Origin of the sequence: Microbulbifer variabilis (assembly GCF_023716485.1) — a bacterium.
In the GTDB taxonomy this organism is placed as follows: Bacteria; Pseudomonadota; Gammaproteobacteria; order Pseudomonadales; family Cellvibrionaceae; genus Microbulbifer; species Microbulbifer variabilis_B.
The window spans coordinates 531,536-545,000 of record NZ_CP092418.1 but is presented as its reverse complement, the minus strand read 5'-3'; the positions used below and the strand labels follow the sequence as shown (position 1 = coordinate 545,000).

General features: G+C 53.4%; 13 protein-coding genes (1 of these 13 only partly in view). 8 read left to right on the top strand and 5 right to left on the bottom strand.

Going from position 1 to position 13,465, the window contains the following annotated elements:
* A protein-coding gene (gene tyrS, locus MJO52_RS02375; RefSeq protein WP_286036998.1) for a tyrosine--tRNA ligase crosses the window boundary here: on the bottom strand, window positions 1-1,151 show its 5' portion. The gene continues 154 nt to the left of window position 1, outside the view; only the first 1,151 of its 1,305 coding nucleotides appear in the window; the start codon lies at window positions 1,149-1,151; the stop codon falls past the left edge of the window.
* Window positions 1,152-1,426: 275 nt separating this feature from the next.
* Between tyrS and MJO52_RS02370 the strand changes: the two genes are divergently transcribed.
* A complete protein-coding gene (locus MJO52_RS02370) occupies window positions 1,427-2,809 on the top strand; it encodes a peptidoglycan DD-metalloendopeptidase family protein (protein WP_252084395.1) in 1,383 nt (460 codons plus the stop codon).
* 15 nt (window positions 2,810-2,824) lie between these two features.
* Window positions 2,825-3,934 (top strand): anhydro-N-acetylmuramic acid kinase, encoded by a 1,110-nt coding sequence (locus tag MJO52_RS02365; protein WP_252084394.1) that lies wholly within the window; start codon window positions 2,825-2,827, stop codon window positions 3,932-3,934.
* 20 nt (window positions 3,935-3,954) lie between these two features.
* Here the strand turns inward: MJO52_RS02365 and erpA are convergent, their stop codons facing one another.
* The 4 genes from erpA to argC all read right to left on the bottom strand — a co-directional run bounded on the left by erpA (window position 3,955) and on the right by argC (window position 6,794).
* Window positions 3,955-4,308 (bottom strand): iron-sulfur cluster insertion protein ErpA, encoded by a 354-nt coding sequence (erpA, locus tag MJO52_RS02360; protein ID WP_020411471.1) that lies wholly within the window; start codon window positions 4,306-4,308, stop codon window positions 3,955-3,957.
* A 161-nt stretch (window positions 4,309-4,469) separates the two neighbouring features.
* A complete protein-coding gene (locus MJO52_RS02355; RefSeq protein WP_252084393.1) occupies window positions 4,470-4,913 on the bottom strand; it encodes a bactofilin family protein in 444 nt (147 codons plus the stop codon).
* Between the two features lie 33 nt (window positions 4,914-4,946).
* Entirely contained in the window at window positions 4,947-5,678 is a 732-nt protein-coding gene (locus MJO52_RS02350) for a DUF6776 family protein (RefSeq protein ID WP_252084392.1), read from the bottom strand.
* 63 nt (window positions 5,679-5,741) lie between these two features.
* A complete protein-coding gene (gene argC, locus MJO52_RS02345; RefSeq protein WP_252084391.1) occupies window positions 5,742-6,794 on the bottom strand; it encodes an N-acetyl-gamma-glutamyl-phosphate reductase in 1,053 nt (350 codons plus the stop codon).
* A 96-nt stretch (window positions 6,795-6,890) separates the two neighbouring features.
* Between argC and MJO52_RS02340 the strand changes: the two genes are divergently transcribed.
* The 6 genes from MJO52_RS02340 (at window position 6,891) to MJO52_RS02315 (ending at window position 13,462) form a co-directional block, all read left to right on the top strand.
* Window positions 6,891-8,711: a chloride channel protein gene (locus tag MJO52_RS02340; protein WP_252084390.1), complete on the top strand. Its 1,821-nt coding sequence runs from the start codon at window positions 6,891-6,893 to the stop codon at window positions 8,709-8,711.
* Between the two features lie 33 nt (window positions 8,712-8,744).
* Entirely contained in the window at window positions 8,745-9,167 is a 423-nt protein-coding gene (gene hemJ / locus MJO52_RS02335) for a protoporphyrinogen oxidase HemJ (protein WP_252084389.1), read from the top strand.
* A gap of 82 nt (window positions 9,168-9,249) precedes the next feature.
* Window positions 9,250-10,035, top strand: coding sequence for a bifunctional hydroxymethylpyrimidine kinase/phosphomethylpyrimidine kinase (gene thiD / locus MJO52_RS02330; protein WP_252084388.1), 786 nt, complete (start codon window positions 9,250-9,252; stop codon window positions 10,033-10,035).
* A 172-nt stretch (window positions 10,036-10,207) separates the two neighbouring features.
* Window positions 10,208-11,491, top strand: a complete 1,284-nt coding sequence (gene hemL, locus MJO52_RS02325; protein ID WP_252084387.1) for a glutamate-1-semialdehyde 2,1-aminomutase — start codon at window positions 10,208-10,210, stop codon at window positions 11,489-11,491.
* Window positions 11,492-11,649: 158 nt separating this feature from the next.
* The gene (locus MJO52_RS02320; protein ID WP_252084386.1) at window positions 11,650-12,822 is read left to right on the top strand and encodes a benzoate/H(+) symporter BenE family transporter; all 1,173 of its coding nucleotides are present in this window, start codon (window positions 11,650-11,652) and stop codon (window positions 12,820-12,822) included.
* A 7-nt stretch (window positions 12,823-12,829) separates the two neighbouring features.
* Window positions 12,830-13,462 carry a GntR family transcriptional regulator gene (locus MJO52_RS02315; protein WP_252084385.1) on the top strand — a complete coding sequence of 211 codons (633 nt, stop codon included), beginning with the start codon at window positions 12,830-12,832 and terminating at the stop codon, window positions 13,460-13,462.
* The last annotated feature ends 3 nt before the right edge of the window (window positions 13,463-13,465 follow it).

Here is a 13,465-nt window from a genome sequence, read left to right as displayed (position 1 = left end):
CCCAAGGCATCTTTCACCGGCTTACCTGAAGGCGCCATACCTGCATCCACTAGTATGTTGATCAGACTCTGCTCACCAAAATCTTTTGGAAGTGCAGATGAGGGTAGGCCATCGAGGCGAAGTTGTTCCAAATCACTGGCGGATAAATCTGCAATATCCCCTGAGAAGAGCGCCCGAGAAATACGCTCAGCTGCAGCCAACCCCTCTTCACCATGTACTAGACGGGTTACTTCTCGAGACAAAATACTCTGAGCCTCGGGCTTACCGGCTCGCTCACCATCAGCCTGCTCAATGGCTTCAATTTCATCGACACTCAAAAAGGTGAAGTAACGCAGGAATTTATAGACATCCGCATCGGCGGTATTCAGCCAGAATTGGTAAAAGGCATAGGGGCTAGTACGTTTGGGGTCAAGCCAGATAGTACCGCTTTCCGTTTTACCAAACTTGGTACCATCCGCCTTGGTCACTAATGGCAAGGTCAAACCATAAACTTTACCGCGGTGCTGGCGACGGGTCAGATCAACACCGCCGGTAATATTACCCCACTGGTCGGAACCGCCGATCTGCAACGTGCAACTATTGCGTTTGTACAGTTCGGAAAAATCCATGGACTGCAGCAACATATAGGAAAATTCAGTAAAGGAGATACCTTCTCCCTCCCTCTGAATGCGCTGCTTAACCGACTCTTTATTCACCATATTATTGACTGAGAAATGTTTTCCCACGTCACGTAGAAAGTCGAGCACGTTCAACTCACGTGTCCAGTCCAGATTATTCGCTACCAGTGCGCTGTTTTCACCACAGTCAAAATCGATAAACTGAGAAACTTGGTTCTTCAACTTCTCAACCCAGCCGGCAACCACATCCGGGGTATTCAGACTGCGCTCTTGGGCTTTAAAAGACGGATCCCCGATTAATCCGGTAGCACCGCCCACCAAAGCAATCGGTTGGTGACCTGCCGCCTGAAACCTCTTCAAAGTCAACAACGGTACTAGACTGCCTATATGAAGGGAGTCTGCGGTGGGATCAAAGCCACAATAAAGGGTTCGGCTCTCAGACAAATGCTGCGTAAGTTCGCCGTCACCAGTCGCCTGATTGATTAATCCGCGACGGTCCAAGTCTTCAAGCAGTGTCATGTCGACCCCAGCCATGCTTTCCCCTCATATTTAGGCTTGAAAATAGCGCCACCGGGCGGCGGCAAAATGCGCTGCAACATTACCGAACTTTTTGGCAAATACAAGCGGGCCTTATAGCCCCACTGAAATGATGAAATAAGTGCTGAGGAACTAATTCATGGAGATATGGGTCAATTACCCAGTGAACCCAGGCGGCTTTTTTGCTATAAAGTCTCTTCAATGCCTGTTTTTTAAACACTCATTACTCCAAGCGCAGATAACAACCACAGCCGGCGCCGCCCGTTAATACCATGCAGAATCATCGCAAACCGACATCCCGTGTCCGTATAGGCGCCTTGCCCAAACATTTTCCCCGCGTACATGCGCTCACGGCTAGTGCCGCGGCCTGTGTGCTGGTGTTGGCAGTTTTTATTCCAACGCCGGAAGTGGAAGCCAAGCGTATGCCGCTTCCCGTCAATTTATCTTCAACTGAAGAGACCGTGACCGATCAGCAACCCGTGCATGTTGAGAAAGTTGCTCCCGAGCAAGGTATTGCATTAGCCACAGCGGCTGTGGCTAAAGTACAGTCATTAAGCTTGACCGTACGTAATGGTGACACTCTATCCGATCTGTTTAAGCGCGCCAAAGTAAGCGCCGGAGAGATGTATCAGCTACTGGGTAGTGGCAAAGAAGCGAAAAAATTAGCGCGACTTAATCCTGGCGAAGAATTGACCTTTACAGTCAATGCGGATGGAAAATTGCAGGGTTTAGCGCTGCAAAAAGACCAACTCAGCCAGGTCAGATTTACCCGCGATGCGGAAAGCAGGTTCCAACACGATTTAGTCCAGCGTGAACCCGACAGCCATCCAGCTTATCGCCAGGGACAAATTGATAGCTCATTATTTGTTGCCGGTAGTGATGCCGGTTTGAGCGATAGCCTGATCATGGAAATGGCCGATGTCTTCAGCTCGGATATCGATTTCGCACTGGATATTCGCAAAGGCGACAGTTTCAGTGTGATGTTTGAAGAAAAATTCCTCGACGGAGAGAAAATCGGCAATGGTCCTATTCTCGCCGTCAGCTTTACCAATCAGGGAAATACTTACAGCGCAGTTCGCTATGTCGATAGTAGTGGCGATGCCAATTACTTCACACCTGAAGGTAAAAGCATGCGCAAGGCGTTTATTCGCACGCCATTGGATATAGTGCGTATCAGCTCACACTTTAATCCTCGCCGTCTACATCCAGTGTTCAAGTCGCGTCGTCCTCACAACGGTACCGATTATGCTGCTCCGCGCGGCACTCCAGTTTACTCAACGGGCGACGGCCGAGTCATTGCATCCGGCTACAGTAAGCCCAATGGCAACTATGTGTTTATTCAGCATGGCGAACGCTACGTTACCCGCTATTTGCACCTAACAAAGCGTAAAGTGAAGAGAGGCCAACGAGTAAAACAGCGCCAGGTTATTGGCACTGTCGGCTCTACTGGCTATGCCACCGGCCCTCACCTGCACTATGAATTCCTGGTGGACGGCAGACACCGCAACCCGGCCACGATCGTGCGTAAACTGCCCAAGGCCAAGTCTGTGCCCTCAGCGGAAATGACGCGCTTTAAAAACCAAACCCAACCGCTGCTGGCTAAGCTGGAAAATTATCAGGGCCCCGCCCTGGCAAAACTCGAAGACGACAACTAAACAAGCACTATTTTTATGTCCGATCTTTTTATCGGCCTGATGTCCGGTACCAGCGTCGATGCTATCGACGCGGTACTGGTCGACTTTGGCGGCGAAGAGAAAATCAAGCCGCGCATCCTGGCAGCTCTAAGCCACCCTATCCACCCTTCATTGCGCAGTGCCATCCTCGCTCTATGCTCTCCAGGTCCCTCAGAATTAGACCGTGCGGGACAGCTGGATCGACAGCTCGGCCAAGTATTTGCCGAGGCTACGAATACCCTATTAGCTCGTGCCGGTATAGAACCGAGCGATGTCACCGCAGTCGGCAGCCACGGACAAACTGTCAGGCACCGGCCACCCGGCACCGTTAGCTCCCCCTTTACCCTACAGTTGGGCGACCCCAACACCATTGCGGCACTGACGGGTATCAGCACTATCGCAGATTTTCGTCGACGCGATATGGCCCTGGGAGGCCAAGGGGCACCATTGATGCCCGCCTTCCACCGCGCCGCATTCAAAACCGAAGGCAACCGTGCCGTTGTCAATATTGGCGGCATGGCCAATATCACCGAGCTGAAAGCCGATGGCAGCATTTGTGGTTACGATACTGGCCCCGGCAATGCCCTACTGGATTACTGGGTAGGTCTGCACAAAAAACAACCTTTCGATCGGGACGGCGGCTGGGCAGCCAGCGGACGCGTAAGTCCCGAGTTGCTCAATCGTTTGATGTCAGCCCCCTACTTTTCCGCTGAGCCTCCCAAGAGCACTGGGCGTGAAACTTTCAATGCCAACTGGCTAGAACAGGCCCTGGCTGGGCTAGAGCTAGCTCCCGCAGACGTACAGGCAACTCTATCGGAAGTTACCGCTGCGAGTATTGCTGAAGCCGTGCATTCATTTGCTGATGGTGGAGAGTTGCTAATATGCGGTGGCGGGGCCAGGAATAAGGATTTGTTATCCAGGTTGCAGAGGCGGTTGCCCACTTGGTCGATTGCCGATACCGGCACCTATGGTATTGATGCCGATTGGCTTGAGGCAGTGGGCTTTGCCTGGCTGGCACGGCAGACATTACTCGGCCTGCCCGGTAATTGCCCCGGTGTGACCGGAGCAAAAAAAGAAGCCGTGCTAGGGGCTATCTATCCCCCTTAAGCGGCTAGCTGACGAGCGGCTCAGATTGAGAAAGATGAGCCGCAGCCACAGGTCGAAGAGGCATTGGGGTTTTGCACCACAAATCGGGAACCAGCCAGCCCCTCCTCGTAGTCCACATTGGCACCCACTAAATAGGGGTAGCTCATCGCATCAACCAGTACCTGGATACCATCCTTTTCGATAATGGCATCGTCTTCGGCAACCAGTTCATCGAAGGTAAAACCGTACTGGAATCCAGAGCAGCCGCCACCGGTTACAAAGACCCTGAGCTTTAATTCCGGGTTGCCCTCCTCTTCCAACAGGCTCTTGACCTTAGCCACCGCTTTATCGGTGACCACTAGTGGTGCAGGAGAAAAGGATACAGCTTCTGACATAAGTCTCTCTCAACTCATCGGGACGTTCGCAGCTCGTATAAAAACCATACTGAGCACAGCCTCGGGGGCGTCATCTTGCTTAAACCCAGCAAATCAGTCAAGTATTTGGCACAACAGACCCCAGCATCAGTGAGAACTGGGGCAGTAATTTAAGGTTTAGTTTATGAGGCTTCTATCACCGTCTCGTCTTCGGAATACCCAATCATAGGGGGCTCACCCGCAGAACTGAGGTCGGCATTGGAAACCAAGGCGCCATTGACCTGGGCACCTTTCATCATCTCAATCAACTTGTAGTGTACATTGCCCTCTACCATCGCCTTGGATGCCAACTCCAAATGGCGGGCAGCAAATACATCTCCACTCACATTACCATTGATGACCACCTGGGGCACGCGGATTTCTCCCTCTATAACGCCACCCTCGACAATCTGCAAGCGGGCATCGCTGTCGCTATGAGCGGAAACATTGCCCTTTACTTTGCCCTCGATTACCAGGTTACCGCGAAAGTGTATATCGCCGGTGACTTCCGTCTGGCGCGCGATCAGAGTGGTATGGTTACTACCAGTGCTGGCCATAGTTACGTGCTTCTCTTTTTTTCTTAACATAATCCCTAAAACCTCATGCCTTTGGCATCAATGCTAGCTTTTCTGTACCAACCAGCCGTAGCGCTGTTCAATATTGAAACCCGTGCGCCCACTGGATTTGAGCGACAGCTCCACACCCTCTGGAATAAATCCTTCCGGTAGGCTCAACTCACCCTCAATGTTCTGAAAATATTTAAAACGCAGCGGTATAGACTCTGTATCCACCTGCTCCGATAAGTCTTTGAGGGCGTAGCGCATTGGCTCACCATCTTGACGACCCACAACTGTAAAAGTGGCAGCCCCCTTGATTACATTGCGGCGCGCTGCCGACTGCTGCACTTGCAGCTTGTACTGATAGCTGCGCGCATCAGCAGTCTGGGAGAGAATAAAACGTCCAATTGAAACCCCTTCCCCTCCTTCTGCTGGCGCCATGACCCCTCGATAAAAAGAGATTTCCTGCTTCAGCTCGGCAATCTGACTCTCTTTCTGTACCAACTCAGTTCGCACCGCTTCACTGGCCTGCTCACCGATTACCAAAGACTGCTCGGCGGTAGCTGCACGCAGGCGCAACGCTTCATTCTCGCTATTAAGCGCCTCAAGTTTCTCCAGCACCCGGGTGTACTCCAGAGTCTTTTCATCGAGGTTTTTACGTAGATGGTATTGGCCCGCAAAATAAGAGCCAGCAGCGGTGACCAAAACCAACAAGGTGACTCCACCTACCGCAATCACGCCAGAGAAGGGGCGATGAGGCACCACTTTCATACGGTACTGCTTGCTGCCTTTCACTTTGAGCTCCATAAAATTCGCTGGGGCCAAACCGGAGTTGCCGGTTGTCGTAATTTTTTGATTTTAAGGCAGCAGCGCAGGGCTCTCCAAGCCCAACGTCTCAGTTAAGCCAAACATAATGTTCATATTTTGGACCGCCTGAGCCGAGGCACCCTTGGCAAGATTGTCGATCACCGACATTACCACCAGGGTATCCCGATCCTGAGGCTGCATCACGGAAATCCTGCACATATTTGTTCCGCGCACACTACGGGTTTGAGGGTGACTTCCAGCCGGCAATACATCCACAAAGGGCTCATCTTTGTAGCGCTGCTCAAATAGCATCTGCAATTCACTTGGCGACAGGCTCGCTGAGGAGCTGGTTTTAGCAAAAAGTGTGGCGTGGATGCCCCTGACCATAGGAAGTAGGTGCGGCACAAATGTCACCTTTACTGGGTTGGCACCGAGTGGTTGTATATTCCGCAGCCCCTGCTCAATCTCTGGTAAATGGCGATGGCCCGCAGCGGAGTAGGCACGGAAATTATCGCTATTTTCCGCCAGAATTAGATCGGTCTTGGCCTGACGCCCGGCACCACTAGCACCACTGGCCGCACTGGCAATCAGTTCTGATGGTTCCACTACCCCCGCTTCCACTAGAGGGATCCAGCCCAACTGAATCGCAGTGGGATAGCAACCGGGACAAGCCACCAGTTGCGCAGCTGCAATATCGGCGCGGTTGACTTCGGGTAACCCGTAAACCGCCTCCTTGGCCAAGGCCGGAGCTGCGTGCTGTTGACCGTACCAGGCTTCCCAGGAGGGAATATCCTTGAGACGAAAATCAGCGGAGAGGTCGACCACCCGCACGCCGCGTTCAATCAGCGCCGGCACCTGCGCTTGTGCAACTCCATGGGGAGTCGCAAAAAATACAAGATCACAGCTAGCCAGCTGCTCAACATTCGGTTCACAAAAAGCCAGGTCATAATGACCACGCAGACTGGGAAATAATTCTGCGACAGGTGTGCCCTTCAGGGATCGTGAGGTGATTGCGGTTACCTTTACCTGAGGATGTGTCGCCAAAATCCGCAGCAGTTCCACTCCCGTGTAGCCGGTGCCTCCGACAATTGCTACCTTAATCACCTTGCAAAACTCTCCCGATAAATTCGTCAATTGAGACGATAATCATAAAATCAGCCAAGCACTCTAACACAAGCCCCGGACCTTGAAGGATGTGCGGTGTCACAGCGCCCCAGGATTTCACTTAAAAGCACCCTGAGCCGTTACTTACCAAAGACAAACGGCCTGGAACAGATCCGCCTGCAACTCTCTGCCCGGGAAGCCCTGGCACCACTGCTTGGCATGGCTTTGATTACCGGAGCACTCGCCGGTGGAGTCACAGTGTTATTCCGTTTTGCTATGGAGTGGCCGACAACTTTTTTTCTTTCAGTCCCCCAAAATTATGAGTCGTTGCCGCCACAGTGGCGGTTTGCCCTACCGATAATCGGCTCTCTACTCATCGGGGTTATTTACCTGGCGCTCAGTCCCAAGCGCTACGACGTCGGTGTAGTGCATGTGCTCGACCGTCTCTATAACCACCAGGGCAATATGCCGATATCCAACGCAATACTGCAATTTTTCGCCGGTGCCATCGCCCTAATTAGCGGGCATTCGGTCGGGCGAGAAGGCCCAGCCGTACATCTGGGTGCCGCCAGCGGTAGCTGGTTAGCCCGTACACTGCGACTACCCAATAATTCTGCGCGCAACCTGCTCGGCTGTGGTGTTGCCGCCGCGATTGCCGCTTCTTTCAACACCCCCCTGGCCGGTGTGGTATTCGCTATGGAAGTGGTAATGCTGGAATATTCCGTGGCCGGTTTTTTACCGGTTATGTTGGCGGCGGTAACTGGGAGCGCAATCACCCAGCTCACTTTTGGGCGCGAACCAGACTTTAATGTGCCGGCAATCCATCTCAACTCCCTGGCCGAATTGCCAATTTTATTTTTGTGTGCACTGGCTATCGGCTTTCTGGCTGCACTTTTCATACTGGCCCACCGCAAACTCACCAAGCAGAATAATCGATCCCCACTATTGCGTTTTTTAGTGGTCGGACTGGTGACAGGCACCATCGGAATCTGGGTCCCAGAAATTCTCGGTGGGGGCTACGACACATTGCAAATGGCCATGCTGGGAGAGTTGGGCGTAAACACTTTGGTGGTTATTGTTGCGGCCAAGCTGGTTGCCACCGCTCTGGGGTCCGGGTTGGGTATTCCCGGAGGCGTAATTGGACCCAGCCTGATCCTCGGTGCCTGTCTCGGTGGCATCGCCGGCGGCCTTGCCAATATGTGGCTGGGTGAGCACACCGCGAGCCCTGGCTTTTACGCCATGGTGGGTATGGCAGCAATGATGGCTGCCATGCTCAACGCACCCCTCGCCGCCCTACTCGCTATTCTCGAATTGACCTACAACCCCAATGTGCTGTTCCCAGGCATGATGATGATCGTGGTGGCCACCTTGATCAGTCGACAATTTTTCGGCACCCAGGGAATTTACCTGGAGACACTGCGTGCATTAGACAAGGCCGGTACCCCAACCTGGCGTCAGCAGATGCTCAGTGGTGTGGGTGTTGCAAGTCAAATGGATCGGCGTTTTATTGTTGCTCAACAGGAAATTACTGTAGAGCAGGCACAGAGTTACATCGCACAACACCCCCAATGGATATTGATCGACCTATCTAATGAAAAACCGCCTGAACTCTTACGCGCCGCTGACTTGGCTACATTCCTCCAGGGCAGTGGAGAGGAGGGAAGTGAAGAGTCTCTTGTTGAGCACGAACAAAAAATCGGGGAAAAAGCAGCAACTATTGATTTGTTAAAAATTCCCGGTGAGCGCAAACAAATGGCGGAATTAAATTGGCGGGCAACTATGTTGGAGGCCCAGCAGGAACTGAAAAAAACCGGTGCTGACGCTCTCTACATCAGCCGCCATCAGAGCGGTTCTCTGGACAATCGCATCGCGGGCATTATTCTGCCGCTACAGATCGATAACTTTTACCGGAAATAATCGTTTCCGTTTTTATTTTTGAGGGGATATTCCATGTTGTGGATCAAGGCTTTTCACATTATTGCCATGGTATGTTGGTTTGCCGCGCTGTTTTATTTACCGCGTCTTTTCGTCTACCACGTAGATGCTACCGACGCCCTTAGCCGCGATCGTTTCTGCATCATGGAACGGCGACTGTATCGGGGGATCGCCATTCCGGCCATGCTCGCCACCGTCGGCCTGGGTATTTGGCTGTACAGCTTGAATCCCAGCTACTACACCTCAGCCGGCTGGATGCACGCGAAACTCACCTTCGTTGTATTGCTCCTGGCCTATCATCATATGTGTGGCGCCTACGTTCGTAAGTTCGCCCAGGGCACCAATACCCGCAGCGGGCGTTACTTCCGTATCTTTAATGAGGTTCCAACAGTGGCTCTATTCGCCATTGTAATTTTGGCCGTTGTGAAGCCATTTTAATTTGGCGCAAAATCATTCTTTATGTGGGGCTTACAGGAACTAAAATTAGGCGCACAGCAATTGGCAGTCATGTAGATCTTTTATGGATACACCGCAGCCCATTATTTTGACCGTCACCCACCACGACCCCAGTGGCAGCGCAGGAATAGGCGCAGATACAGAAACGGCCGTCAGTTTGGGCTGCCATGCAGCCTCCGTCGTCTCCGCCATCAGCGTCTGCAATACCGGGGAACTGCTCGGCGTAGCGCCAGTGGATGACAGCCTTTTAATTGAGCAGGCCCGCACGGTCCTTGAAGATATGCCGATAGCGGCTATCAAGGTTGGTTATCTCGGTTCGGTGGAAAATGTGCGGGCATTGCACAGCGTGCTGCGCGACTACCCGGACGTTCCAGTCATTATCGACCCAGATGCCACCCTGGCCGATAAAGAAAGTGTACTGGCCCCACCTCTTTGGGAGGCCATGACCTCTCTGTTATTGCCCTATGCCACCATGGTCTGCCCCAACCGCCGTGAGGCGCGCGCCATGGCAGTAGAGGCCGACACCCATGATGCTATGGCCCAGGAATTGTTGGAAAGCGGTTGTCGCTACCTGCTACTCACCGGAGTACCGCATGAGCAACAACTGCAGAATCGCCTCTACGATGAACGCGGCCTGATCCGTGAATTCCACTGGGAGCGGTTGCCGCCTGCAGCCTATGGGGTCTGCGGCACCCTCGCCACCGCTATCGCCTGTCATATCGCCCACGGCCTGACCATCACCGAGACAGTGAGCCGCAGCCAGCAATACGCTTGGAGCGCCATCCGCGACAGCCGTCGTCTGGGGATGGGACGGCCGATTCCCAACCGCTTATTCTGGTGTGAGCGCTAGGGCACTCCTCTCCTCATTGCACAATAGGATCCGCACCGACACTAAGGTCGGTGCGACTTACCAGCCAGCCTCCCCTACTGCGCCCTGACTCTTCACGCATTGTCCTTAGAGCCTCACACCCTGATAATGGCCGCTGATTCTTGGCCTTTTTCGTAATTTCTGAATGAATTCTATGAGTAAATCCGAGCAGCTCTTTGCTGAAGCCCAGCAATTCATCCCCGGCGGCGTTAACTCACCGGTGCGCGCTTTCCGCGCTGTGGGCGGCACCCCTCTGTTTATCCGTCGCGCCGAAGGCGCCTACCTCTTCGATGCGGACGATAAGCGTTATATCGACTATGTACAGTCCTGGGGCCCGATGGTGTTGGGTCATGCGCACCCGGAAGTGATTGAAGCGGTTGTGGAGCAGGCCCAGTCAGGCCTCAGCTTCGGTGCCCCCACCGAGCTGGAAACCGAGCTTGCCGAGGAGCTCTGCCGCCTGTGGCCCAATATGGACCTAGTGCGCTTCGTCAACTCCGGTACCGAAGCCACCATGAGCGCTATCCGCCTCGCTCGCGGCTTCACCGGGCGCGATAAAATTGTGAAGTTTGAGGGCTGCTACCACGGTCATTCCGACTCACTACTGGTCAAAGCCGGCTCTGGAGCCCTAACCATGGGCGTGCCCTCCTCTCCCGGTGTTCCTGCCGCCCTGGCCGACCACACGATTACCCTGAGCTATAACGATGCTGACGGCGTGCGCGCCTGCTTCGATGAAATTGGCGACCAAATTGCCTGTATTATCGTAGAACCCGTTGCCGGCAATATGAACTGTATTCCTCCAGTCCCCGGTTTCCTTGAGACATTGCGCGAAGTCTGCGACCAGCACGGCGCCCTGCTGATTCTCGACGAAGTAATGACGGGCTTCCGTGTAAGCCTTACCGGAGCCCAGGGCCACTTCGGTATCGAGGCGGACCTGACCACCCTAGGTAAGGTTATCGGCGGAGGCATGCCGGTAGGCGCCTTCGGTGGAAAACGCGAAATTATGGAGCAAATCGCCCCCCTGGGACCGGTTTATCAGGCCGGCACTTTATCCGGCAATCCCGTGGCCATGGTTGCGGGCCTCGAAACTTTACGTTTAGTGGAGGAAGCCGGCTTCTATGAGCCTTTAGTAGCCAGAACAGATCGTCTGGTAGAAGGTATCTTGGCCGCAGGTAAAAAGGCCGGTATTCCCATCACCGCCAATAAAGCCGGCAGTATGTTCGGATTCTTCTTTACCGAAGAACCCCAAGTCACCAATTACCAGCAGGTAATGGCCTGTAATAACGAGCGCTTTAATCAATTCTTCCACGGAATGCTTGAGGAAGGCGTATACCTGGCACCCGCTTCCTATGAGGCCGGGTTTATGTCCGCCGCCCATAGCGACGAGGATATCGAAGAGACTATCGCTGCCGCAGAACGCGTCTTCGCCCGGCTCGACTAGCCCTTCTCTCTCAGGCATCCATCGCAGGGTGGGTGCCTGTACCCTCTCCCAGTATCACAACGACCCCCAAGCACTGTAGATCAACGCTTTGTCGCAGAAACGTTGTTCTTTTGTTATTAGTGATCAAAAATGTATACAAAATTAAAAAGGTATACATTTTGAGAAGCTTGCTTTCCGATACTAGCCTGTCCACGATCAGCGCTGGCTTTATCGCCGTGCTGGTCGCCGTAACTAGCTCCGCAGCCATTGTGTTTGAAGCAGCCCGTACAGCCGGCGCAGACGAAGCGATGATTGCTTCCTGGATCGGCGCTTTGGGGTTGGGGATGGGGCTCTCCGGTATCATCTTCTCCTGGTATTATCGCGCACCGATTGTTACCGCATGGTCGACTCCCGGCGCAGCATTACTAGCAACCAGTCTCAGCGGTATCCCAATTGCCGAAGCCATCGGTGCATTTTTTTTCAGCGCTATGCTGACCCTTGTAGTAGGCCTCTCCGGAGCCTTCGAACGAGTAGCCAGGCTAGTACCCGGCCCAATTGCCGGCGCCATGCTGGCGGGCATATTGCTCCAGTTCGGCCTCGCTACTTTAACCTCATTGCAATCCCAGCCTGTACTAGTGGGTGCCATGTTGTTGGCCTATTTCATCGGGCGGCGCTGGATACCCCGTTACGCCATTATTTTGGTACTCGCTTGTGGGGTGGCTGTCTGCTGGAAACTGCAATTGTTCGCACCTGACCAGATTCACTGGCAGGCTGCGAAGCCCATTTGGGTTACACCGGAATTCAAACTCTCAACTCTAATCAGCGTCGGCATCCCATTGTTTATCGTCACAATGACTTCTCAATATCTCCCAGGGGCTGCAACCCTGGCCGCCAGTGGTTATCAGCGAGTGCCAGTTTCTCCACTGATCAGCGGAACAGGATTAACCAACCTGCTTCTCACTCCTTTCGGCGGCTTCACCCTGACCCTGGCGTCGATTACCGGGGCAATTTGTACCGGACCCGAAGCACACCCCAACCCAGACAAACGCTATACGGCTGGGATTGCCGCGGGCTTCTTCTATCTTCTGGTAGGATTATCCGGCGCCACCGTAGTGGCATTATTCAGTAATTTCCCCAAGGCACTCATAGCCGGCCTGGCTGGCTTGGCGCTGCTTGGGACACTAGGCAACTGCCTAGCGAGTGCTACCGCAGATACAGAAAACCGTGAGGCGGCGCTAATCACCTTTCTTGTCAGCGCTTCAGGCATCAGCTTCTTGGGCATAGGCGCTGCTTTTTGGGGCCTGGTCGGCGGACTGGGCTGTTATTGGTTTTTCAAACAGGATAATAAATAAAGGGCCAATGAACCTTTACGAGAAAATCAAAGCCGATTTACAGCGGGGACGTTTTCCAGCAGGCCAGGCATTGAAGCAGGCTGAATTGGCCGAGCTCTACGAGGTCAGTCGTATTCCCATAAGGGACGCCTTGCAGCGGTTGAAAAATGAAGGCTGGCTATCGCCCCATGGCAAGCGGGGTGTCGCTGTACCCGAGTTCGATCCGTTGGAAGTAGAAGATCTGTACCTGATGCGTATGCGCCTGGAACCTCTAATACAGACCCTTGCGCAAAAAAAACTCACCGGGGAAATTCTTGGTCGGGCACGAGACATTCTCGATACCATGGAGGGGAACCCCAACCTCTCAGCCGAGCAGATCGGCAGTCTTAACTGGCAATTTCACGCCACTATCTACCTCGCCGCAGAGCGCCCCACCCTTTTCGCTACTGTGGAGCAGCTGCACAGACAATGTGAGCGCTATATTGGTTACCAATCCTGTAGCCTGGACTACCAAAACACCAGCCAGAAAGAGCATTACGCAATTCTCGAGGCCCTACAACAAAAGAAGGAACAGGAAGCGGCAGCCCTGCTAGCCACGCATATCGAAACCGCCGGCAAGCAATTGGTGTCCTTTCTTCACACCACGCCAAACAGCCTCTAAAGC